We start from the raw sequence: 23,002 nt of genomic DNA on the forward strand, positions 1-23,002 counted from the left end.
TGCGGAATGATGCACATCGCGCTTGCATGAACCCAACAACAGCCGCCGACACACACCCGCTCGATCATCTGGTGCTGCCGACGCAGAGTCTCGATGTGGCGCGAGCCCGGCTCGCCGCGCTTGGCTTCGTCGTTGCCCCGACCGGGATCCATCCCTTCGGAACGGAAAACTGTTGTGTTTTCCTCGCCGACGGCACCTTTCTCGAACCGCTCGCTGTCGGCGACGAACAGGCCGCGATGAAGGCCATTGCCGAGGGCAATGTCTTCGTCGCGCGTGACCGCGTGTATCGTGATAGCCATGGCGATGAGGGATTTTCCGCTGTGGCTCTTGCCACCGGCAATGCGGATGCCGACCATGCGCGCTATGTCGAAGCTGGTCTATCGGCAGGAGACACGCTGAGCTTTTCGCGCGCTTTCACGGACGCGGTGGGCAAAAGCGACATCGCATCGTTTAAGCTCGCCTTCGCATCCGATAGCAACGCTACGGATGCTTTCCTGTTTGCCTGCGAACGGGTCAACGCGCCGAAAGTGGACCGCACGGCTTTGCAGGCGCACGCCAACGGCGCCACCGGCATTGTCGAAGTGGTGGCGGTCAGCGGCCGGCCCGCCGAACAGCACCGATTAATTTCCGTGGCGGTGAATGATCCAACCGCCAGCGGACAAGGCGGCGCGTTTCACTTGCCGAATGCAATCTTGAGCGTGTTCGACCCTGCGTCTTTCACCGCACGCTTTGGCTTGCCTGCCGGCGCGCCGACAGATCTTCGCCTCGCCGCGGTGGTCTTTTCGGTCCGCAGCGCCGATATCACTGCGAGGCTGCTTGCAGCCAATTCCATCAAACACGATATAGCGGGCAATAATGATATTGTCGTGCAGCCGGCATCCGGACAGGGCGCGGCTTTCATCTTCCGGGAGATCCAATGAGCAAGCCCCTGGCGCCCAATTCGTCGGTAACCGTCGGCAATGTCGTCTTCGACAACAATGCGGCTTTGTCGCTGATCGCTGGTCCTTGCCAGTTTGAATCGCGCCAGCATGCCTTCGACATGGCCGGCGCCCTGAAGGAACTGACCGGCAGGCTTGGCATAGGCCTCGTCTACAAAACCAGCTACGACAAGGCCAACCGCACCTCGCTATCGGCGACGCGCGGCGCAGGCATGGACGCCGCACTTCCCGTCTTCGACGAACTGCGCAAGGAATTTTCGCTCCCGGTGCTGACCGATGTCCACACCGAGGAACAGTGCGCGATCGTCGCGCCGCATGTCGATGTCCTGCAGATTCCGGCCTTCCTGTCGCGCCAGACCGACATGCTTGTCACCGCCGCCAGGACCGGCAAGGTGATCAACGTGAAGAAGGGGCAGTTCCTTGCTCCCTGGGACATGAAGAACGTGGTTGCCAAGATCACCGGTTCCGGCAACGCCAATGTTTTGACCACCGAGCGCGGCGCGTCGTTCGGCTACAACACGCTGGTGTCCGACATGCGCGCTCTGCCGATCATGGCCGAGATCGGCGCGCCTGTGATCTTCGACGCCACGCATTCGGTTCAGCAGCCGGGCGGGCAGGGCGGTTCCTCGGGTGGCGAGCGCCGCTTCGTCGAGACGCTGGCCCGCGCGGCCGTCGCCGTCGGCGTTGCCGGCGTGTTCATCGAGACCCACCAGGATCCGGACAATTCGACCTCTTCCGACGGACCGAACATGATGCCGCTGAAGGATATGCCGGCACTCCTGGAAAGACTGATGGCATTCGATCGTATCGCCAAGGGTCACTAGCGCCTTCCAAAGGGACGCTCCAGCGTCGCAGGTGACAATGACCCATGGCCCGCCGGCGCTTGTGGGAGACATAAGCCGGCTGTACGCTTGCCCCGCAAATGAGCGTTTTGGCAGGAGGAAGCCATGTCTGTCGCCCGCGTCACCGAAATCACCTCATCGTCGAAGAAGAGCTTTCAGGACGCCATCGAAAAGGGAATTGCGCGTGCCGCAAAGACCCTGAAGAACGTCGAAGGCGCCTGGATCCAGGACCAGAAGATCGTCGTCGAGGACGGCAAGATCGCTGCCTATCGCGTCAACATGAAGGTCACCTTCATCCTCGCGGAGTGACCGGCTGCCGCCGAAAAAAGTCGGGAACTTTCGCCCGCGCCCCTCATTGTCAAAGCACAGATCAACGACAAGGAGGAGCACATCATGACAACCCAGACAGGCCACACCGAAGCTATTGCCGCTTCGCGAGTCATCGGCACGTCCGTCTACAACACCGAAGGCAGGAGCATCGGCAGCATCCAGGACATCATGCTCGACAAGACGTCGAACGGCATCATGTTCGCGGTGATCGGTTTTGGCGGTTTTCTCGGCATCGGCGAGAAGTATCACGCCATTCCGTGGGCGAGCCTCGACTATGACGAGGACAAGGGCGGCTATGTCGTTCCGTTCTCCAAGGAACAGCTGAAGGCAGCACCTGCCTATTCGATCAACGAACTGGCCGGCGCGGATGGCGAGACGGCGCGCGACGCGTCCTATGATTATTACAAAGTCACGCCTTACTGGCATTGACGCCTGCAAACAAAGAGGCCCCGTCGAGACGGGGCCTTTTTGGATTCGATGCGGCGCCTATTCGCTGATGTGCAAGGCCGGTAGCACTCCTGCCTTGGGCGGCGATTGCTGATTGTCGCACGACGTCAGAAACGCCGCCGCGATCAGGAACAGACTCACGATACCACTCAACTGGGACATGGCGAAACTCCTCCTGTTTCGCCCCGCGCCCCCGCACCATAACCGGAAGCACGTCCGCCGCACATGACTTATGATGACAGCGATTTGCGCTTCGTGAATCGTCTGATGCATGTCGCCCAGAAGTGGCCCCGGTTTTGGGAGAACGACATGCATAAAAACAAAGACCTAAAGCGCGGCGCCTGAATCCGATCAACGCGACGTGCTTTAGGCTGACGCCACGGCAATAATTGCGAGCGGGCCGATTGCCTTTTGCGGCACTTTGGCTAAGACGTGCGCGACGCTTCTTCAGATCAATCGAGGACATCGCAATGACCGCCATCATCGACATTGTCGGGCGTGAAATCCTGGACAGCCGTGGAAATCCGACCGTCGAGGTCGATGTCGTTCTCGAAGACGGCTCGATGGGCCGCGCGGCGGTGCCGTCGGGTGCCTCGACCGGCGCCCACGAGGCCGTCGAACTGCGCGACGGCGGCGCCCGCTATCTCGGCAAGGGCGTGCTCAAGGCCGTCGAAGCGGTGAATGGCGAGCTGTTCGAGGCCATCGGCGGCATGGAAGCAGAAAACCAGATCCACATCGACCAGACCATGATCGAGCTCGACGGCACGGCCAACAAGAGCCGGCTCGGCGCCAACGCCATCCTCGGCGTCTCGCTGGCCGTGGCCAAGGCCGCTGCCGATGTCGCCGGCCTGCCGCTCTACCGATATGTCGGTGGCACCAAGGCGCACGTCCTGCCGGTGCCGATGATGAACATCATCAATGGCGGCGCCCATGCCGACAACCCGATCGACTTCCAGGAGTTCATGATCCTGCCGATCGGTGCGCCGACGCTGCGCGAAGGTGTCCGCTGGGGTTCGGAAATCTTCCACACGCTGAGGAAGAAACTGAAGGATGCCGGCCACAACACCAATGTCGGCGACGAGGGCGGCTTTGCCCCGAACCTGAAGAGCGCACCGGTGGCGCTCGACTTCATCATGGAATCGATAGAGAAGGCCGGCTTCAAGCCGGGCGAGGAGATCGCGCTCGGCCTCGACTGCGCGGCGACCGAGTTCTTCAAGGACGGCAACTACGTCTATGAGGGTGAGAAGAAGACCCGCGATCCCAAGGCCCAGGCCAAGTACCTGGCCAAGCTCGCCGCCGACTATCCGATCATCTCGATCGAGGACGGCCTTGCCGAGGATGATTGGGAGGGCTGGAAGTACCTGACCGACCTGATCGGCAAGAAGACCCAGTTGGTCGGCGACGACCTGTTCGTCACCAACACGGCACGGCTGCGCGATGGCATCCGCATGGGCGTTGCCAATTCGATCCTGGTCAAGGTCAACCAGATCGGCTCGCTGACGGAAACGCTCGACGCCGTCGAGACGGCGCACAAGGCCGGCTACACCGCCGTCATGTCGCACCGCTCGGGTGAAACCGAGGATTCGACCATCGCCGATCTCGCCGTTGCCACCAATTGCGGGCAGATCAAGACCGGCTCGCTGTCGCGCTCGGACCGCATGGCCAAGTACAACCAGCTGATCCGCATCGAGGAAGAGCTCGGCAAGCAGGCGAGCTACGCCGGCAAGTCGATCGTCAAGGGCTGATCCGGAAACACCCAGACATGGGATATCTGATGAAGGGCGGAGCATTCCCGCCCTTTTTCATTTCGGTCTCGCACAGGCGACCATCCGTAACCGTCCGTTAAGCACAATCGGGCGAAAAAGATGGCGAGCCGCATGAGTTCGCGGCCGCGAGGATTCGGATCATGTGGACGCGTCAGCACAAGCAGAGAAACACCGGCCGGCTGATCATTCCCTCGCTCTGCGTGGCATTCCTGGCCTATTTCGGCTTTCATGCCTACCACGGCGAATTCGGCATCAATTCGAAATATCAGCTGGAAGCCCAGACGGTTGCGCTGCAAGGTCAGCTCGACGCGATCAAGGCACGCCGGATGGAGCTCGAACGGCGCGTTCGGCTCATGCATGAAGGATCGATCGAGAAGGACATGCTCGACGAGCAGGCGCGCAAGGCGCTCAATCTGTCCCAGGCTGACGAAATCACCATCATGTTGCCGGCCTCGGCGAAGTAACCGGTTTTCAGTTAATCGCCAATATTTTCAATGATTTTAATCGCTTAGACGCATGTCAGCTATGCAATTTCGGCATGGCGCAACGCCCTGACGCGTGTTAGCCTCCCTAAAATCGGTGGGGAGGAGCTGATCTCCCCAGAGCAGATTTGATCCTGCTCTAATGTCCGCAAAGAGACGCCAACAGGGAGTGATGCATGGCCACCGCAGCCAGAAAAGCGCCTGCCAAATCCAAATCCGACGGCAAATCGGGGGTTTCGGCCCCCAAGCCAGCCGAATTCACCAAGGATGAAGAGCTTACCGCCTACCGGCATATGCTGCTTATCCGCCGTTTCGAGGAAAAGGCCGGCCAGCTTTACGGCATGGGCTTCATCGGTGGCTTCTGCCACCTTTATATCGGCCAGGAAGCGGTCGTCACCGGCATGAAGATGGCGCTTATCCAAGGCGACCAGATGATCACAGCCTATCGCGATCACGGCCACATGCTGGCGATGGAGCTTTCACCGCGTGGCGTCATGGCTGAGTTGACCGGGCGTCGTGGCGGCCTGTCCAGGGGCAAGGGTGGCTCCATGCACATGTTCTCCAAGGAGAAGCATTTTTACGGCGGCCATGGCATCGTCGGCGCGCAGGTGTCGCTCGGCACCGGCCTTGCCTTCGCCAACCGCTACCGCGACAACAACAATGTGTCGCTGACCTATTTCGGTGACGGTGCGGCCAACCAGGGCCAGGTCTATGAAAGCTTCAACATGGCCTCGCTGTGGAAGCTGCCGGTGATCTACATCATCGAGAACAACCGCTATGCCATGGGTACCTCGGTCTCGCGCTCATCGGCGGAGACGGACTTTTCGCATCGCGGCGCCTCGTTCAAGATTCCCGGCATCCAGGTCGATGGCATGGATGTCCGTGCCGTCAAGGCGGCGGGCGATCTGGCCACCGAATGGTGCCGCGCCGGCAATGGCCCGCTGATCCTCGAAATGCAGACCTATCGCTATCGCGGCCACTCGATGTCCGATCCGGCCAAGTACCGCTCGAAGGAAGAAGTGCAGAAGATGCGCTCCGAGCATGACCCGATCGAACAGGTCAAGGCGCGGCTGATCGAGAAGAAGTGGGCGACCGAGGACGAATTAAAGACCATCGACAAGGAGGTTCGCGACGTCGTCGCGGACGCCGCGGAATTTGCCCAGAACGACGCGGAGCCGGATCCGTCCGAGCTCTGGACCGATATCGTACTGTAACGGGAGGGCAAGGACATGCCGATCGAAATTCTCATGCCCGCTCTCTCGCCGACCATGGAAGAGGGCAATCTTTCCAAGTGGTTGAAGAACGAGGGCGACAAGGTCGTCGCTGGCGACGTCATCGCCGAGATCGAAACCGACAAGGCGACGATGGAAGTCGAAGCCGTCGACGAAGGCACGCTTGCCAAGATCGTGGTTCCTGCCGGCACCGAAGGCGTCAAGGTCAACGCAGTGATCGCCGTGCTCGCGGTTGACGGCGAAGACGTCGACAAGGCTGGCGAAGGCATCGGCGAAGAGCCTGCCAAGGCTGAAACAGCGGCGCCTGCGCCGGCGGCGGCTAAAAGCGAGGTCGCAGCACCGGTCGCAGCCGCCTCGAAGACGGAAATCGCCGCCGATCCGGATATTCCGGCCGGCACGGAAATGGTCTCGACCACGGTGCGCGAAGCACTGCGTGATGCGATGGCCGAGGAAATGCGCCGCGACGGCGATGTCTTCGTCATGGGCGAGGAGGTCGCCGAATACCAGGGCGCCTACAAGATCACGCAAGGACTGCTGCAGGAGTTCGGGCCGCGGCGCGTCGTCGACACGCCGATCACCGAGCATGGCTTTGCCGGCGTCGGCGTTGGCGCGGCGATGGCCGGCCTGAAGCCGATCGTCGAGTTCATGACCTTCAACTTCGCCATGCAGGCGATCGACCAGATCATCAACTCCGCTGCCAAGACGCTCTATATGTCCGGCGGTCAGATGGGCGCGCCGATCGTATTCCGTGGACCGAACGGCGCCGCCGCGCGCGTCGCCGCCCAGCATTCACAATGCTACGCTGCCTGGTACAGCCACATTCCGGGCCTCAAGGTCGTGATGCCCTATACCGCCGCCGACGCCAAGGGCTTGCTCAAGGCGGCGATCCGCGATCCCAATCCGGTCATCTTCCTCGAGAACGAAATCCTCTACGGCCAGTCCTTCGACGTGCCCAAGCTGGATGATTTCGTGCTGCCGATCGGCAAGGCGCGCATCCACAAGACCGGCAAGGACGTCACCATCGTTTCCTTCGGCATCGGCATGACCTATGCGGTGAAGGCTGAAGCCGAGCTGCGCGGCATGGGCATCGATGCCGAGATCATCGACCTCAGGACCATCCGTCCGCTCGACCTCGATACGATCATTGCCTCGGTCAAGAAGACCAACCGGCTGATCGTGGTGGAGGAAGGCTATCCGCAGAGCTCGGTCGGCGATCATATCGCCAACCAGGTGTCGCAGCGTGCCTTCGATTTCCTTGACGCTCCGGTCATCACTATCGCCGGTAAAGACGTGCCGATGCCCTATGCGGCGAACCTCGAAAAGCTGGCGTTGCCGAATGTCGGCGAGGTCATCGAGGCGGTCAAAGCCGTCACGTATCGCTGAACCGGGCGGGAGGACAAAATGCCAATCAACATCACCATGCCGGCCCTGTCGCCCACGATGGAAGAGGGCAATCTGTCAAAGTGGCTCGTCAAGGAGGGCGACAAGGTTTCGCCGGGCGATGTGATCGCCGAGATCGAGACCGACAAGGCGACGATGGAAGTCGAAGCCGTCGATGAAGGCACGGTTGCAAAGCTCGTCGTTCCCGCCGGCACCGAAGGCGTCAAGGTCAATGCGCTGATCGCAGTGCTTGCCGCCGAAGGCGAGGACGCCGGCGCTGCCGCGAACAGCGGTGGCGCTGCCGCACCAGCGAAAGCGGAAGCGCCAAAAACGGATGCTCCGAAGGCGGAAGCACCAAAGGCTGAGGCACCAAAGGCTGATGCACCAAAGGCCGAGCCTGCAGCCGCATCCAAGGCAGAAGCTGCTCCGGTCGCCAACGGCCATGCGGCTGGCGAGCGCACTTTCGCGTCGCCGCTCGCGCGCCGCATCGCCAAGGAAGCCGGCGTCGATGTGTCTGCCGTGACCGGCACCGGCCCGCACGGCCGGGTGGTGAAAGCCGATGTCGACGCAGCGATTGCCGGTGGCGGCGCCAAGCCTGCAGCCAAGGCAGCCCCCACTGGGGCTCCGGCTGCTGCTCCTGCCGCGCCGGTGAAGGCGATGTCGGACGAGCAGGTGCTGAAACTGTTCGAGCAAGGCTCCTATGAACTCGTCCCGCACGACAATATGCGCAAGACCATCGCGCGCCGCCTGGTCGAGGCCAAGACCACCATCCCGCATTTCTACCTGACGCTCGATTGCGAGCTCGATGCATTGCTCGCATTGCGCACGCAGATCAATGCCGCGGCGCCAATGAAGAAGACCGAGAAGGGTGATGCACCGGCCTACAAGCTGTCGGTCAACGACATGGTGATCAAGGCAATGGCCATGGCGCTGAAGGCGGTGCCGGATGCCAATGCGTCATGGACCGAAAGCGCCATGGTCAAGCACAAGCATGCCGATGTCGGCGTTGCGGTGTCGATCCCAGGTGGCCTGATCACGCCGATCATCCGCAAGGCGGACGAAAAGACGCTGTCCACCATCTCCAACGAGATGAAGGACCTGGCCAGCCGCGCCCGCAGCCGCAAGCTGAAGCCGGAAGAGTATCAGGGCGGCACCACGGCGGTGTCCAACCTCGGCATGTTCGGCATCAAGGACTTTGCCGCCGTCATCAACCCGCCGCATGCGACGATCCTGGCGGTCGGCGCCGGCGAGGAGCGGGCGGTGGTCAAGAACGGCGAGATCAAAATCGCCACCGTGATGTCGGTGACGCTGTCGACCGACCATCGCGCCGTCGACGGAGCGCTGGGTGCCGAATTGCTGGTCGCCTTCAAACGCCTGATCGAGAACCCGATGGGCATGCTGGTCTAGGAAGGGAGAGGGCGGTGCGGACATTCTTCACCAGCCTTTTCGCTTTCATTCTTTCCGGTTTGGCCGGCGGGCTGGTCGCGCAGTGGTTGGCCATCGCCACTGGTGCAGAGGAAGAATACATCCTCGTTTTCATGTTCTCGGTGCTGGTGACCTTCATGGTTACTTCGTCTTCTTCGTGGCGCAGTTCATGACGGATCCGGTCGCGGCGGTGGCCAGGACGGGTAAGTGGCTGCTGATCGTGTTTGCGGTATTGCTTGCCCTGCTGGTCGCGCTGATCCTCTACGCCGACAGCGGTGCCGCGGTGGTGAAGGACATTCCCATGGTGGTCGGCTTTGGCCTGCCGGGGCTGGTGACGATCATTCTTCACTGGCTGTTCGTGAGCTGGCGGGTGAGACGCGGTTTGAACAGGGAACAAGTGGGTGTGGGTGCATGAAGACGGTTCTTTGCTACGGTGACTCGCTGACCTGGGGACACAACCCGGAGACTTTGGGTCGACATGAATATGAAGACCAGTGGCCAACCACACTGGCGAGAGCACTCGGACCGAGCTTCCATGTCATTGCCGAGGGACTGGGCGGCCGCACCACGGCCTATGACGACTTCTTGTCGGGCGCCGACCGAAACGGCGCGCGGATATTGCCGACGATCCTGAGCACGCATTCGCCGATCGATCTGATCGTCATCATGCTTGGCTCCAACGACATGAAGCCGTCGATTCATGGCAGCGCAGTCATAGCTTCCTATGGCATGCGACGCCTCATCGAAATCGTGCGGGGGCACGCCTATCCGTTCGGCGGTGCCGCCCCCAGGATTATTCTGGTAGCGCCGCCGCATATCGTGGAAACCGGCAAGGCGGACTACGCCGAAATGTTGGGAACCGGCGCGATCGAGTCGCCCAAGCTCGCAGGCTTTTATCAAACCGCCGCCAACGAGATGGGCTGCGGCTTTTTTGATGCAGCGAGCGTCGCTAGATGTACACCGCTCGATGGCGTCCACCTCGATGCCGAAAACACGCGAAACATCGGCAAGGCGCTGGCGCCGCTGGTGCGCGTGATGTTAGCCACATGATATTCGATGCAAGTCTGATCATTGGCCTTTGGTTGGCTGTGCATTGGCAAGGCCGTCGAAGTCGGCTTCTTGCAGGCTACGCACTTCTTGGGCTCTGGGTTTTCGACGCCCTTTCGATACTGATGCATGAGCCAGCTTTCGCGCCTCCAACACTGAGGTACGAGCCAATTTCGATACCGAAGCCTTCTTTCGGTGAAGCCTCGCTTCAATAAGGACCACAAAATGGCTGAATCCTACGACGTCATCATCATCGGCTCCGGCCCGGGCGGCTATGTCACGGCGGTGCGTTCCGCCCAGCTTGGCTTCAAGACGGCGATCGTCGAGCGCGAGCATCTCGGCGGCATCTGCCTCAACTGGGGCTGCATCCCGACCAAGGCGCTGCTGCGCTCGGCCGAGATCATGCATTATTCGGATCACCTGAAGGATTACGGGCTGACGCTCGACGGCAAGGTCAGCGTCGACACGTCAGCCGTGGTCGACCGTTCGCGAAAAGTCTCGCTGCGGCTCAATGGCGGCGTTGCCTTCCTGATGAAGAAGAACAAGGTCGATGTGATCTGGGGCGAGGCCAAACTCTCCAAGCCTGGTGAGATTGTCGTGTCCAAGACGGCCAAGAAGCCGATGGAGCCGCAGCCGCCGGTGCCGAAAGGCGTCAAGGGCGAGGGCACCTACACCGCCAAGCACATCATCCTGGCGACTGGCGCCCGGCCGCGCGCGCTGCCCGGCATCGAGCCGGACGGCAAGCTGATCTGGACCTATTTCGAGGCGATGGTGCCGAAGGAGATGCCGAAATCGCTGCTGGTCATGGGTTCAGGCGCCATCGGCATCGAATTCGCCTCCTTCTACCGCACCATGGGCGCCGAAGTCACGGTTGTCGAACTGCTGCCGGCGGTGATGCCGGTCGAGGACGCCGAAGTCTCGAAATTCGCGCAAAAACAATTCGAGAAGCAAGGCATGAAGATCATCCTCGAGGCCAAGGTGACCAAGGTCGAGAAGGGCGCCAACTCGGTCACCGCGCATGTCGAGATGAAGGACGGTAAGGTCGAGAAGATCACCGCCGACCGCATGATCTCGGCCGTTGGCGTGCAAGGCAACATCGAGGGCCTCGGGCTTGAGGCGCTCGGCGTGAAGACCGAACGCGGCTGCATCGTTGTCGACGGTTACGGCAAGACCAATGTGCCGGGCATCTATGCCATCGGCGATGTCGCCGGCCCGCCGATGCTTGCCCACAAGGCCGAGCATGAGGGCGTTGTGTGCGTCGAAAAGATTGCCAATTTCCCTGGCGTACATGCCACCGACAAGCTCAAGATTCCTGGCTGCACCTACTGCAATCCGCAGGTCGCCTCTGTCGGCCTGACGGAAGCCAAGGCCAAGGCTGAAGGCAAGGATATCCGGGTGGGGCGCTTCCAGTTCGCTGCCAATGGCAAGGCGATTGCACTTGGCGAGGATCAGGGCTTCATCAAGACCATCTTCGACAAGAAGACAGGTCAGCTGCTCGGCGCGCATATGGTCGGCGCCGAAGTGACCGAGTTGATCCAGGGTTTTGTCGTGGCGATGAACCTAGAGACGACCGAGGAAGAACTGATGCACACAATCTTCCCGCATCCGACGCTGTCGGAGATGATGAAGGAAAGCGTGCTCGACGCCTATGGCCGCGCGCTGAACGCATGATAGATTGGCCGCACGAGACTCAAACGCGCAAGCTGCGGGAACTCGGCGGCAAGGGTGTTCGTTTCCGGATGCATTTTCGCGCGTGCAAGGAGAGGGCATATGCACTTGAATGGCGTCGGCTGGATAGCAGCAATCATTATCGGCGGCCTGGCAGGCTGGCTCGCCGAAATGGTCATGAAGAGCAACACCGGTATCTTCATGAACATTGTTCTGGGCATCGTCGGCGCGATCGTGCTGAACGCCATCCTGCAGGCGCTCAACGTCGGTGTCTTCGGCATCGGCTGGACCGCCTACCTGATCACCGGCTTTATCGGCGCCTGCCTGCTGATCTGGGCAGGACGCCTGGTGCGCCGTTAACATCGCTGAAGAGCTGCTATGCGAAAAAGGCTGCCGCGGCATGCACTGCGGCGGCCTTTTTCTTTCCGCTGAAAAGCCTTAGATGACGATATGATAGCGAACGCCGGACCGGCGGTCGCCAATGAACCAGGTCTCCAGATGGTCACTGTCCTCGATACGATCGCCAACGCACCGCGCTTGCGGCACCCTGAAAAGGCGCACAAGCCCGACCAGGATGTGCTGCGCAAGCCCGACTGGATCCGCGTCAAGGCGCCGGTCTCGAAAGGCTATGCCGAGACCCGCGAGATCGTGAAATCGCACAAGCTGGTGACGGTCTGCGAAGAGGCGGGTTGCCCCAACATCGGCGAGTGCTGGGAGAAGAAGCACGCCACCTTCATGATCATGGGCGAGATCTGCACGCGCGCCTGCGCCTTCTGCAACGTCGCCACTGGCATCCCAACCGCACTCGATGCCGATGAACCGGCCCGCGTCGCGCACGCCGTCAAGCAGATGGGCCTGACCCATGTCGTCATCACCTCCGTCGACCGCGACGATCTCGCCGATGGCGGCGCGCAGCATTTTGCCGAGGTCATCCGCGCCATTAGGGCGGCGACGCCGTTGACGACGATCGAAATCCTGACGCCCGATTTCCTGCGCAAGGAAGGCGCGCTGGAGATCGTCGTGGCGGCCAAGCCCGACGTCTTCAACCACAATCTCGAGACCGTACCGTCGAACTATCTGACGGTTCGTCCGGGCGCTCGCTATTTCCATTCGATCCGGCTGTTGCAGCGGGTCAAGGAACTCGACCCGTCGATCTTCACCAAGTCCGGCATCATGGTGGGTCTCGGCGAAGAGCGGAACGAAATCCTGCAATTGATGGACGACCTGCGCTCGGCCAATGTCGACTTCATGACCATCGGGCAGTATCTGCAGCCGTCGAAGAAGCACCATCCGGTGATCCGCTTCGTCACGCCGGAGGAGTTCAAGTCCTTCGAGACGATCGGCCGGACCAAGGGGTTTCTGCTGGTGGCGTCGAGCCCGCTGACGCGCTCGTCGCATCACGCCGGCGACGATTTCGCCCGGCTGCGCGCGGCGCGGGAAGCGCTTCTCAAGAAATCGCTCTGATGCATGTCGCCCAAAAGTGACCTCGGTTTTGGGAGAACGACATGCGTAAGAACAAAGAACCTAAAGTGCGTCGCATGAATCCGTTTCGACGCGACGCGCTTTAGAGCCGGTTTCATGCCGAAATTCGAAGCCACCCGCCGCGTTGCCCACACGCCGTATCAGATGTTCGCGCTGGTTGCCGATATCGAGGCTTATCCGCAATTCCTGCCGCTTTGCGAAGCGCTGACGATTCGCTCGCGCAAGGAGCGTGACGGACGCACTGTTCTCCTCGCCGACATGAGTATCGGCTACAAGGCGATCCGCGAAACCTTCACCACGCAGGTGTTGCTGAAACCCGACGAGAACACCATCGACGTGAAGTACATCGATGGCCCGTTCAAATATCTGAGCAATGTCTGGCGTTTCGAACCCGACGGCGGCGGCTGTGCCGTCCGCTTCTTCATCGACTATGAGTTCAAGAGCCGCATTCTGGGCGCGGTGATGGGCACCATGTTCGATCGCGCCTTCCGCATGTTCGCCGAGGCTTTCGAGAAACGCGCTGATGTCATCTACGGCGCAGTACCGTCGGCCTGACGCTGGGCGAGTGCACGCAGTCCCAGTTCCAGCGCATGCCTGACCGTTTCACGGCGGATGAAATCGCGACCCTTGTCGGCAAACAGCCGGCGCTCGGCGGTCACGGTTTGGCCGTCCAGGCCGACGCCGAACCAGACCAGGCCGACAGGCTTTTCCACTGAGCCGCCGCCGGGTCCGGCGATGCCGGTGACCGCGAGCGTCAGTCTGGCGCGCGAACGCGCGAGCGCGCCCTTTGCCATCTCGATCGCCGTCTCGCGGGAAACCGCGCCATGCTCCTCAAGCGTGGCGGCGGAAACACCGAGCATGTCCATCTTGGCGTCGTTCGAATAGGTGATGAAGCCGCGATCGACCACGGCGGAGGAGCCGGCAATGTCGGTGAGCGCGGCGATGATCATGCCGCCGGTGCAGCTTTCGGCCGTTGCCAGCATGATGCCGCGCTGCTGGCAGGCCTGAAGCAGCGCGTTTGCCAGATCGTTGTTGGTCATTCCGGCACCTCGCCGGGAAACACCACGCTGGCGGTGGCGATCGCCGCTATGCCTTCCTCGCGGCCGACAAAGCCGAGCTTTTCGTTGGTTGTCGCCTTGATCGAGATGCGGTCCGGGGAAATTGCCAACATCTGTGACAGGGCCGCCGTCATCGCCTCGCGGTGCGGGCCGACGCGCGGCGCCTCGCAGATCAGCGTGATGTCGGCATTGGCGATGCGGCCGCCGCGCTCGCGCACCAGCCTTGCCGCGTGTTCGACGAAGATTCGCGAGGCTGCGCCTTTCCATTGCGGGTCGGACGGCGGGAAATGCGTGCCGATGTCACCGGCGCCGCAGGTCGCCAGCAGCGCATCGGTCAAGGCATGCAGGCCGACATCGGCGTCGGAGTGGCCGGACAGTTTCTTCTCGTGCGGAATGGCGACGCCGCACAGGGTGACGTGGTCGCCGGGTTCGAAGGCGTGCACGTCGTAGCCGTTGCCGGTTCTTATGTCGGGAAAGCGTGTACGTTCGCCGGAAAGCCGCTGGTCCGCCATCGCAATATCCCGTGCCCAGGTGAGTTTGACATTGTCCGGTGAACCCGGAACTATTTTTACCGGAATATGCGCCCATTCGGCGATCGCGGCGTCGTCGGTGAAGTCCATTTTTCCCAGGTGATGGGCTTTCTCGTGGGCGGCAAGGATGGGCCAGAACGGAAAGCCTTGTGGCGTCTGGGCGGCGTGAAGTCCGTTCCGGGAAACGGTTTCTCCGACCACGCCAGAGGCCGACTCGCGCTTCAGCGTGTCGGCGACGGGCAGGGCGGGCAGCGCGCCCTCGCGCTCGCCGATGGCGGCGATCGTGCGGTCAATCAAATCCGCATCGACAAACGGGCGGACGGCGTCGTGGATCAGAACCCGGCTCGGAGCGTGGCCTCTCAGTGCAAGCAGTCCGAGCCGCACCGAAGCCTGCCTGGTCGCCCCGCCCATGATGGTGATGACCCGTTCGGCGTTGGCGCCTGCCGCCTGCCGGAACAGTTCGTGGTCGTCGGCATGAATGGCGACAACAACTTCGCTGGTCCGCGGGTGGGCCAGAAAAATCTCCAGCGTGTGGGCGATGACAGCATGGCCGCCAATGCTTTGATACTGCTTGGGCCCGTTGGCCTGCCCGGCACGAGCGCCGCGGCCGGCGGCGACGATCACCACCGCGACCTTGCCATCCTCACTCGAAACGTGATTTTCACTTGCGTCAGCCATGCTGATTGGCTTAGCGCACGATCCCGAAAAGTGTAATCGGTTTTCGGAAAAGATCGTGCGCCAAATATGAAGTTCCTAAGCGTCCTTTGCGCGTCCTGAGGGACGCGCGGCGCTTTGGACGCGGCCAAAGCCGAAGGCCAGCATTTTCCCAATTGCGCCTTAATGTGGCGTCATTCCGCGTTGCACATTGCGCCGGTTCTGGCTAGAGAATGTGCAGCGAATAAACATGCTTGGTTTTTGTGCATGCCTGATTTGACCAAATTGGCCGCGCCGCTCGATGTCGGTGGCGTGCAAATCCGCAATCGCGTGTTCCTGGCGCCGATGTCGGGCATCACCGATGAGCCGTTCCGGCAACGCGCCCACGCGCATGGCGCAGGCCTTGTCGTGTCCGAAATGGTGGCCAGCGGCGAGCTTGCCAAGGGCAGGGCCGGTTGCGACCTGCGCATTCGTCATTCCGGCCTGCCCGTCCACATGGTGCAGCTTGCCGGCCGCGAGGCGGCGCACATGGCGGAGGGCGCACGAATCGCCGCCGGCGAGGGCGCCGACATCATCGACATCAACATGGGCTGCCCGGCCAAGAAGGTCACCGGCGGCTATGCCGGCTCGGCGCTGATGCTGGATCTCGACCATGCGCTGTCGCTGATCGATGCCGTGGTCGGCGCGGTCGAGGTCCCGGTAACGGTCAAGATGCGGCTCGGTTGGGACGAAGCCGCGCTCAACGCCCCGACGCTGGCGCGCCGTGCCGAACAGGCCGGCGTCAGGATGGTAACCGTGCACGGCCGCACGCGCTGTCAGTTCTATCAGGGCAAGGCCGACTGGCGCGCCATCGCCCGCGTCAAGGACGCCGTATCCATCCCGGTCGTCGCCAATGGCGATGTTTCTTCGCCAGCGGAAGCGGCCGATATTCTCGACCAGTCCGGCGCCGATGCCGTGATGATCGGCCGCGCCCACTATGGCGCGCCCTGGATCGCCGGCGGCATCGCGGCGGCTGCGACAAGCGAGGCGGCGCCCAACATCCCGCAGAACACGACGGCGCTGGCCGACTATGTCGTGGCCCACTATGACGACATGCTGGCGCTCTATGGCGTCGAAAGCGGCCTGCGTCAGGCGCGCAAGCATCTTGGCTGGTATCTCGATCGCCATGCCGGCGGTGTCGCTGACGACAGCCGAAAGGCCATACTGACCGCATTCGAGCCCGCGCGCGTCATCGCCTTGCTGCGCGATGTGTTTTCGCGCGATCCGCAACCATTGAACCTGCGGAGCGCCGCATGAACGCCGCCGCTGGCCAGGCTGTAGAAATGGCGGATGCCGCCCAGATCGTGCTCAACACCATCCGCCGCCCGGTTATCATGATCAGCGAGCAAGGGTTCATCACCTTCGCCAACGCCGATGCCGAGGATTTCTTTCGCTCGAGTGCGACAATGCTGGCGCGAAACACGCTGTCAAAACTCATTCCTTTCGGCAGTCCTTTGCTGACTCTGGTCGATCAGGTGCGCGAGCGCCGCGCTCCGGTCAACGAGTATCGGGTCGACGTGTCGTCGCCGCGCCTCGGCATCGAGAAGGTCGTCGATCTCTATGTCGCCCCGGTGTCGGAATTTCCGGGCTCTGTTGTGGTGATGTTCCAGGAGCGGTCGATGGCCGACAAGATCGACCGGCAGATGACGCACCGCGGCGCCGCGCGCTCGGTGACCGGTCTGGCGGCGATGCTTGCCCATGAGATCAAGAACCCGCTCTCCGGCATCCGGGGTGCTGCCCAACTGCTCGAACTGTCGGCATCCGACGAGGACCGCGCGCTGACGCGGCTGATTACCGACGAGACCGACCGCATCGTGTCGCTGGTCGACCGCATGGAGGTGTTTTCCGACGAGCGGCCGATCGATCGCTACCCCGTCAACATCCATGTCGTTCTCGACCATGTGAAGGCAATTGCCAAGAACGGTTTTGCCAAAAGAATCAAGATAATGGAGGATTATGATCCTTCATTGCCTCCGGTGTTCGCCAACCGTGACCAGCTCATCCAGGTGTTCCTCAACCTGGTCAAGAATGCCGCCGAGGCGATCGGCAGCGACCCCCAAGGCGAGATCGTGCTGTCGACGGCCTTCCGGCCGGGCATCCGCGTTTCCGTTCCGGGCACGCAGGATCGCGTATCGCTGCCGCTGGAGTTCTGCGTGCGCGACAATGGCTCCGGCGTCTCGGAAGACATCCTGCCGATCCTGTTCGATCCCTTCATCACCACCAAGCCGAACGGCTCGGGGCTGGGGCTGGCGCTGGTCGCCAAGATCGTCGGCGAGCACGGCGGCATCATCGAATGCGAATCGACGCCGCGCGGGACCACATTCCGCATCCTGATGCCGGCCTGGAAAGAAGCGCCATACGGCGCCGATGAAGACGGTGAAGGAGACCGCAAATGACCGTTCGCGGCAATATTCTCGTCGCCGACGATGATGCGGCGATCCGCACCGTCCTCAACCAGGCGCTTTCGCGCGTCGGTCACGAGGTGCGCGTCACCTCCAACGCTTCGACATTGTGGCGCTGGGTAGCGGCGGGCGAGGGCGATCTGGTCATCACCGATGTGGTGATGCCGGACGAGAACGCCTTCGACATGCTGCCACGCATCAAGAAGGCGCGGCCGGAGCTGCCCGTCATCGTCATGAGCGCCCAGAACACCTTCATGACGGCGATCCGTGCATCCGAAACCGGCGCCTATGAATATCTGCCAAAGCCATTCGACCTGACCGAACTGCTCAACATCGTCAACCGGGCACTTTCCGAGCCGCGGCGGCCGAAGATCGATGCGCGGCCGGAAGAACAGCCTGACGCGATGCCGCTGGTCGGCCGCTCGGCGGCCATGCAGGACATCTACCGCATGCTGGCGCGCATGATGCAGACCGACCTGACGGTGATGATCTCAGGCGAATCCGGCACCGGCAAGGAACTGGTAGCGCGTGCGCTGCATGAGTATGGCCGCCGCCGTGGCGGCCCGTTCGTTGCCATCAACATGGCGGCGATCCCGCGCGACCTGATCGAATCGGAACTGTTCGGCCACGAGAAGGGCGCCTTCACCGGCGCGCAGAACCGCTCCACCGGTCGCTTCGAGCAGGCCGAGGGCGGCACGCTGTTCCTCGACGAGATCGGCGACATGCCGATGGAGGCGCAGACGCGCCTGCTGCGCGTCCTGCAGCAGGGCGAGTACACGACCGTCGGCGGGCGCACGCCGATCAAGACCGATGTGCGCATCGTCGCCGCCACCAACAAGGATCTGCGCACGCTGATCAACCAGGGGCTTTTCCGCGAGGATCTTTTCTATCGCCTCAACGTCGTGCCGCTCAGGTTGCCGGCGCTGCGCGAGCGCTCCGAGGACGTGCCCGACCTCGTCCGGCATTTCTTCAAGCTCGGCGAGATGGAAGGCCTGCAGACCAAGCGCATCTCGTCGGGCGGCATCGAACTGATGAAGCGCTACCCGTGGCCGGGCAATGTGCGTGAATTGGAAAACCTCGTTCGCAGGCTTGCCGCGCTCTATTCGCAGGACGAGATTTCGGCCGAGATCATCGAGGCGGAACTCAAGACCGGCGAGCGCCCAGTGGTGCCGGGCGGCGGCAATCTCATTCCCGACGACCTGTCCATCGGCCAGGCGGTCGAGCACTTCCTGCAGCGCTATTTCGCCTCGTTTGCCGGCGATTTGCCGCCGGCGGGGCTCTATCAGCGCATTCTGTCCGAGGTCGAATATCCGCTGGTCCTGGCCTCGATGACGGCAACCCGCGGCAACCAGATCAAGGCCGCCGAACTGCTGGGCTTGAACCGCAACACGCTGCGCAAGAAGATTCGCGACCTCGGCGTCAACGTCTACAAATCATCGCGACAGCCCTGAGCCCTGATCCGAGTCCAGGCTCTTTTCAGGGGACCATCTCGCGAAAGATTTCCGTCTCGGTCACACTTGTTGCATAATCGCCACAATGCGTTGCATACATCCGACGCAATCATGGCTCTAGACGGCGACATGGCTCCGCAGGCACCGACACTCAACCAACCGCTTTTCAGCGAACCCGGCGCACGCGACGGGCGCCGGCTGCTTGCGCTGCCCGGCGTGGTGGCGGTCGTCGGCGCGCTGGTGACAGCGGCGATCTCGTTCACCATCCTTGTCGGTGCCACGCCGATCACGCCCAACGAGTCGACGACGCTGGCATTGATCGCCCTCAATGCCTTGTTCGTCCTGTTCCTCATGGCGCTGGTCGGACGCGAAGTGCACCGCATCCTGATGGCGCGCCGGCACGGCAAGGCGGCCTCGCGGCTGCATGTGCGCATCGTCGCCATGTTTGCCCTGGTTGCGGCAATTCCCGCCATCATGGTCGCGATCATCGCCTCGATCACGCTCGACATCGGCCTCGACCGCTGGTTCGAGATCCGCACCAAGACGATCGTCAATTCGTCGCTGTCCATCGCCGATGCCTATGTCCAGGAAAACGCCCGCAACCTCCAGGGCACGACGCTGTCGATGGCCTATGATCTCGACGCGTCAAGAACGCTCTATGGCCTTGATCGGACTGGCTTTCTCGACCTGATGAACAAGGAAGCCGTGGGCCGGTCGCTGGCCCATGCGTCGCTGATCAAGCCCGACGGCTCGTTCGTCATGAGCGCCAAGACCGACACCGATTTCGCCATGCCCGAGCCGCCGGAAGGCGCCGTGGCCAGCGCCTCCGACGGCAAGCCGGTGCTGATCGAGCCGAAAACGCGCAACATCATGGGCGCCATCGTCAAGCTGCGCGAGATCGAAGGCCTCTATCTCTACACCATTCGCCTCGTCGATCCCGAAGTGATCAAGGCGCGGCAGATCGTCAGATCCAACACCGACGAATATCGCGGGCTGGAAGATAACAGGCGCACCTCGCAGGTGGCCTTCGCGCTGCCTTATCTGTCGCTGACGCTGATCATCATCCTGTCCGCGATATGGACCGGCATCGCCGTCGCCGACCGCCTGGTTCGGCCGATTCGCCAGCTCATCGGTGCCGCCGACGAGGTGGCGACCGGCAATCTCGACGTCGCGGTTCCCGTCAGGCCATCGGACGGCGATGTCGCCTCGCTCGGCGACACGTTCAACAAGATGCTTCTCGAACTGAAATCACAGCGCAACGAGATCCTGTCCGCCAAGGACCTGATCGACGAACGGCGTCGCTTCTCCGAAGCGGTGCTTGCCGGCGTCACCGCTGGCGTCATCGGCGTCGATCCCTACGGCATCGTCACCATCGTCAACCGCTCGGCCGAGGCGATGCTGGCCATATCCGCCAACGCGGCACTTGGACAGAGCCTCTCCGCCGTGCTGCCGCATGTCGGCCGCGTCTTCGAGATTGGCCGCAAGTCCGGCAAACCGGTCTATCGCGAGCAGGTGACTTTCTATCGCGCCGGTGCCGAGCGGACCTTCAACGTGCAGATCACCATCGAGGCCGGCGACGACGGCTCGGAGGAAAAATCCTATGTCGTGACGGTCGACGACATCACCGATCTGGTTCAAGCGCAGCGCTCGTCAGCCTGGGCCGATGTGGCGCGGCGCATCGCGCATGAGATCAAGAACCCGCTGACGCCGATCCAGCTGTCGGCCGAGCGCATCAAGCGCCGCTACGGCAAGGTCATCACCGAGGACCGCGAGGTTTTCGATCAGTGCACCGACACCATCATCCGGCAGGTCGAGGATATCGGCCGTATGGTCGACGAATTCTCGGCGTTCGCTCGCATGCCGAAGCCCGAGATGAAGGCCATCGACCTGCGCGAATCGCTGCGTGAGGCCTCGTTCCTGGTCGAGGTCAGCCGCGCCGACATCACTTTCGAGCGGATATTCGGCAGCGAACCGCTCAAGGGCACGTTCGACAGCCGGCTGATGGCGCAGGCTTTCGGCAATGTGATCAAGAACGCCGCCGAAGCGATCGACGGGCTGGAACAGAAGGATGGTTCGCACGGCATAATCCGGATTCAAGCCGGGCGCCAGAATGGCGCGATTCGCATCGACGTCATCGACAATGGCAAAGGCCTGCCGCGCGAGAATCGTCAACGGCTGCTCGAGCCCTATATGACCACACGCGAGAAGGGCACCGGGCTCGGTCTCGCTATCGTCAAGAAGATCGTGGAGGACCATGGTGGCAGGCTGGAACTTCATGATGCGCCCGCGGATTTCCACGACGGGCGCGGCGCGATGATCAGCATCATCCTGCCAACTGTGGCGGTCGCGTCTCCGCGCGGCGAAAGCAGGACGGAAAACGAACGAGAAACTGAAAAGGTCGGTAATGGCGTCTGATATTCTCATCGTCGATGACGAGGAAGACATCCGTGAACTCGTCGCAGGCATCCTGAGCGACGAAGGTCACGAAACCCGCACGGCATTCGATGCCGACAGCGCGTTGGCGGCGATCGCCGACCGGGCGCCAAGGTTGATTTTCCTCGACATCTGGCTGCAGGGCTCGCGTCTGGACGGGCTGGCGCTGCTCGACGAGATCAAGACGATGCACCCGACCTTGCCGGTGGTGATGATCTCCGGTCACGGCAACATCGAAACCGCGGTCTCCGCCATTCGTCGAGGCGCCTATGACTTCATCGAAAAACCGTTCAAGGCCGACAGGCTGATCCTCATTGCCGAGCGTGCGCTCGAGACCTCGAAATTGCGGCGCGAGGTTTCCGACCTCAAGCTGCGCAGCGGCGAAACCTTCGACCTGATCGGCATGTCGTCGGCGATGAGCCAGTTGCGCCAGACCATCGAGCGCGTCGCCCCGACCAACAGCCGCGTCATGATCATCGGCCCCTCAGGCTCGGGCAAGGAACTGGCCGCGCGCGCCATCCACACGCTGTCGGCGCGCAAGAGCGCGCCGTTCGTGACGCTCAGCGCCGCCAACATCACGCCCGAGCGCATGGAGATCGAGCTGTTCGGTACTGAATCGAACGGCGTCGAGCGCAAGGTCGGCGCGCTTGAGGAGGCCCATCGCGGCATCCTTTACATCGACGAAGTGGCCGACATGCCGCGCGAAACGCAGAACAAGATCCTGCGCGTGCTGGTCGAACAGCAGTTCGAGCGGGTAGGCGGCACCAAGCGGGTCAAGGTCGACGTCCGCATCATTTCCTCGACCTCGCAGAACCTGGAGGCGATGATTGCCGATGGGCGTTTCCGCGAGGATCTTTATCATCGCCTGGCGGTGGTTCCGGTCATGGTGCCGGGATTGGCCGAGCGGCGCGAGGACATTCCCTACCTCGTCGACAATTTCATGAAGCAGATCGCCCGTCAGGCCGGCATCAAGCCGCGCCGCATCGGCGATGACGCGCTGGCGGTGCTGCAGGCGCACAACTGGCCGGGCAACGTCCGCCAACTGCGCAACAATGTCGAGCGTCTGATGATCCTGGCGCGCGGCGACGATGTCGATGCGCCGATCACCGCGGATCTGTTGCCGGCCGAGATCGGCGATGTGATGCCGCGAACGCCGAATCAATCCGACCAGCACATCATGGCGCTGCCGTTGCGCGAGGCGCGCGAACAGTTCGAGAAGGACTATCTGATCGCCCAGATCAACCGCTTTGGCGGCAACATCTCGAAAACCGCCGAGTTCATCGGCATGGAGCGCTCCGCTCTGCACCGCAAGCTGAAGTCGCTGGGCGTCTGACAGGCGCGACGTCCGTTCAGCCGCGCGTGGGCCAAGCATTTGCCGGTTACGGCAGCGGCGGAA

24 protein-coding genes are annotated in these 23,002 nt (G+C 62.2%); 21 read left to right on the plus strand and 3 right to left on the minus strand.

The window, feature by feature from the left end:
- Nucleotides 1-26 precede the first annotated feature (26 nt).
- From B5V02_RS37805 to B5V02_RS37820, 4 genes are all read left to right on the plus strand, one after another.
- A complete protein-coding gene (locus B5V02_RS37805; protein WP_111549011.1) occupies nucleotides 27-920 on the plus strand; it encodes a VOC family protein in 894 nt (297 codons plus the stop codon).
- A complete protein-coding gene (gene kdsA / locus B5V02_RS37810) occupies nucleotides 917-1,762 on the plus strand; it encodes a 3-deoxy-8-phosphooctulonate synthase (RefSeq protein ID WP_111549012.1) in 846 nt (281 codons plus the stop codon). Before B5V02_RS37805 ends, kdsA begins: the two co-directional genes overlap by 4 nt.
- Nucleotides 1,763-1,885: 123 nt before the next feature.
- A complete protein-coding gene (locus B5V02_RS37815; RefSeq protein ID WP_019858016.1) occupies nucleotides 1,886-2,089 on the plus strand; it encodes a dodecin family protein in 204 nt (67 codons plus the stop codon).
- A gap of 84 nt (nucleotides 2,090-2,173) precedes the next feature.
- On the plus strand, nucleotides 2,174-2,539 hold the full coding sequence (locus B5V02_RS37820) for a PRC-barrel domain-containing protein (protein WP_111549013.1): 366 nt from the start codon (nucleotides 2,174-2,176) through the stop codon (nucleotides 2,537-2,539).
- A 57-nt stretch (nucleotides 2,540-2,596) separates the two neighbouring features.
- Here B5V02_RS37820 and B5V02_RS42365 read toward each other — a convergent pair whose 3' ends face one another.
- The gene (locus B5V02_RS42365) at nucleotides 2,597-2,719 is read right to left on the minus strand and encodes a hypothetical protein (RefSeq protein WP_111549014.1); all 123 of its coding nucleotides are present in this window, start codon (nucleotides 2,717-2,719) and stop codon (nucleotides 2,597-2,599) included.
- A 308-nt stretch (nucleotides 2,720-3,027) separates the two neighbouring features.
- Here B5V02_RS42365 and eno point away from each other — a divergent pair, with 308 nt between their 5' ends.
- From eno to B5V02_RS37885, 12 genes are all read left to right on the plus strand, one after another.
- Nucleotides 3,028-4,302: a phosphopyruvate hydratase gene (eno, locus tag B5V02_RS37835; RefSeq protein ID WP_111549015.1), complete on the plus strand. Its 1,275-nt coding sequence runs from the start codon at nucleotides 3,028-3,030 to the stop codon at nucleotides 4,300-4,302.
- 161 nt (nucleotides 4,303-4,463) lie between these two features.
- Complete coding sequence (locus B5V02_RS37840; RefSeq protein ID WP_111549016.1) at nucleotides 4,464-4,787, plus strand: FtsB family cell division protein; 324 nt, start codon at nucleotides 4,464-4,466, stop codon at nucleotides 4,785-4,787.
- Between the two features lie 194 nt (nucleotides 4,788-4,981).
- On the plus strand, nucleotides 4,982-6,019 hold the full coding sequence (gene pdhA / locus B5V02_RS37845; protein WP_111549017.1) for a pyruvate dehydrogenase (acetyl-transferring) E1 component subunit alpha: 1,038 nt from the start codon (nucleotides 4,982-4,984) through the stop codon (nucleotides 6,017-6,019).
- 15 nt (nucleotides 6,020-6,034) lie between these two features.
- A complete protein-coding gene (locus tag B5V02_RS37850; protein WP_111549018.1) occupies nucleotides 6,035-7,420 on the plus strand; it encodes a pyruvate dehydrogenase complex E1 component subunit beta in 1,386 nt (461 codons plus the stop codon).
- An 18-nt stretch (nucleotides 7,421-7,438) separates the two neighbouring features.
- On the plus strand, nucleotides 7,439-8,824 hold the full coding sequence (locus tag B5V02_RS37855) for a pyruvate dehydrogenase complex dihydrolipoamide acetyltransferase (protein WP_111549019.1): 1,386 nt from the start codon (nucleotides 7,439-7,441) through the stop codon (nucleotides 8,822-8,824).
- Nucleotides 8,825-8,838: 14 nt separating this feature from the next.
- Nucleotides 8,839-9,015, plus strand: coding sequence for a hypothetical protein (locus B5V02_RS42120; protein ID WP_245446385.1), 177 nt, complete (start codon nucleotides 8,839-8,841; stop codon nucleotides 9,013-9,015).
- A complete protein-coding gene (locus B5V02_RS42125) occupies nucleotides 9,012-9,257 on the plus strand; it encodes a hypothetical protein (protein WP_245446386.1) in 246 nt (81 codons plus the stop codon). Before B5V02_RS42120 ends, B5V02_RS42125 begins: the two co-directional genes overlap by 4 nt.
- The gene (locus B5V02_RS37865; protein WP_111549020.1) at nucleotides 9,254-9,892 is read left to right on the plus strand and encodes an SGNH/GDSL hydrolase family protein; all 639 of its coding nucleotides are present in this window, start codon (nucleotides 9,254-9,256) and stop codon (nucleotides 9,890-9,892) included. The genes B5V02_RS42125 and B5V02_RS37865 overlap by 4 nt, the downstream gene beginning before the upstream one ends.
- Nucleotides 9,893-10,114: 222 nt before the next feature.
- Entirely contained in the window at nucleotides 10,115-11,560 is a 1,446-nt protein-coding gene (gene lpdA / locus B5V02_RS37870; RefSeq protein ID WP_111549021.1) for a dihydrolipoyl dehydrogenase, read from the plus strand.
- Between the two features lie 99 nt (nucleotides 11,561-11,659).
- Nucleotides 11,660-11,917 carry a GlsB/YeaQ/YmgE family stress response membrane protein gene (locus B5V02_RS37875; RefSeq protein ID WP_111549022.1) on the plus strand — a complete coding sequence of 86 codons (258 nt, stop codon included), beginning with the start codon at nucleotides 11,660-11,662 and terminating at the stop codon, nucleotides 11,915-11,917.
- A gap of 138 nt (nucleotides 11,918-12,055) precedes the next feature.
- Nucleotides 12,056-13,021, plus strand: a complete 966-nt coding sequence (gene lipA / locus B5V02_RS37880) for a lipoyl synthase (protein WP_111549044.1) — start codon at nucleotides 12,056-12,058, stop codon at nucleotides 13,019-13,021.
- Nucleotides 13,022-13,135: 114 nt separating this feature from the next.
- Nucleotides 13,136-13,594: a type II toxin-antitoxin system RatA family toxin gene (locus tag B5V02_RS37885; protein ID WP_111549023.1), complete on the plus strand. Its 459-nt coding sequence runs from the start codon at nucleotides 13,136-13,138 to the stop codon at nucleotides 13,592-13,594.
- Here B5V02_RS37885 and B5V02_RS37890 read toward each other — a convergent pair.
- Both B5V02_RS37890 and B5V02_RS37895 read right to left on the minus strand, forming a co-directional pair.
- Nucleotides 13,570-14,079, minus strand: a complete 510-nt coding sequence (locus B5V02_RS37890) for a CinA family protein (RefSeq protein ID WP_111549024.1) — start codon at nucleotides 14,077-14,079, stop codon at nucleotides 13,570-13,572. The genes B5V02_RS37885 and B5V02_RS37890 overlap by 25 nt on opposite strands.
- Complete coding sequence (locus B5V02_RS37895) at nucleotides 14,076-15,305, minus strand: bifunctional 2-C-methyl-D-erythritol 4-phosphate cytidylyltransferase/2-C-methyl-D-erythritol 2,4-cyclodiphosphate synthase (RefSeq protein ID WP_111549025.1); 1,230 nt, start codon at nucleotides 15,303-15,305, stop codon at nucleotides 14,076-14,078. The genes B5V02_RS37890 and B5V02_RS37895 overlap by 4 nt, the downstream gene beginning before the upstream one ends.
- Before the next feature lie 243 nt (nucleotides 15,306-15,548).
- On the opposite strand from B5V02_RS37895, the gene dusB reads away from it, so the two are divergent.
- The 5 genes from dusB to ntrX all read left to right on the plus strand — a co-directional run bounded on the left by dusB (nucleotide 15,549) and on the right by ntrX (nucleotide 22,939).
- Nucleotides 15,549-16,577: a tRNA dihydrouridine synthase DusB gene (gene dusB / locus B5V02_RS37900; RefSeq protein ID WP_111549026.1), complete on the plus strand. Its 1,029-nt coding sequence runs from the start codon at nucleotides 15,549-15,551 to the stop codon at nucleotides 16,575-16,577.
- Nucleotides 16,574-17,716, plus strand: coding sequence for a two-component system sensor histidine kinase NtrB (locus B5V02_RS37905; RefSeq protein WP_111549027.1), 1,143 nt, complete (start codon nucleotides 16,574-16,576; stop codon nucleotides 17,714-17,716). The genes dusB and B5V02_RS37905 overlap by 4 nt, the downstream gene beginning before the upstream one ends.
- On the plus strand, nucleotides 17,713-19,173 hold the full coding sequence (gene ntrC, locus B5V02_RS37910) for a nitrogen regulation protein NR(I) (RefSeq protein ID WP_095091616.1): 1,461 nt from the start codon (nucleotides 17,713-17,715) through the stop codon (nucleotides 19,171-19,173). Before B5V02_RS37905 ends, ntrC begins: the two co-directional genes overlap by 4 nt.
- 129 nt (nucleotides 19,174-19,302) lie before the next feature.
- Nucleotides 19,303-21,588: a sensor histidine kinase NtrY-like gene (locus B5V02_RS37915; RefSeq protein WP_167458823.1), complete on the plus strand. Its 2,286-nt coding sequence runs from the start codon at nucleotides 19,303-19,305 to the stop codon at nucleotides 21,586-21,588.
- On the plus strand, nucleotides 21,578-22,939 hold the full coding sequence (ntrX, locus tag B5V02_RS37920; RefSeq protein WP_111549029.1) for a nitrogen assimilation response regulator NtrX: 1,362 nt from the start codon (nucleotides 21,578-21,580) through the stop codon (nucleotides 22,937-22,939). Before B5V02_RS37915 ends, ntrX begins: the two co-directional genes overlap by 11 nt.
- Nucleotides 22,940-23,002: the final 63 nt, after the last annotated feature.

The organism is Mesorhizobium kowhaii, from assembly GCF_003253745.1.
Taxonomy (GTDB): domain Bacteria; phylum Pseudomonadota; class Alphaproteobacteria; order Rhizobiales; family Rhizobiaceae; genus Mesorhizobium; species Mesorhizobium kowhaii.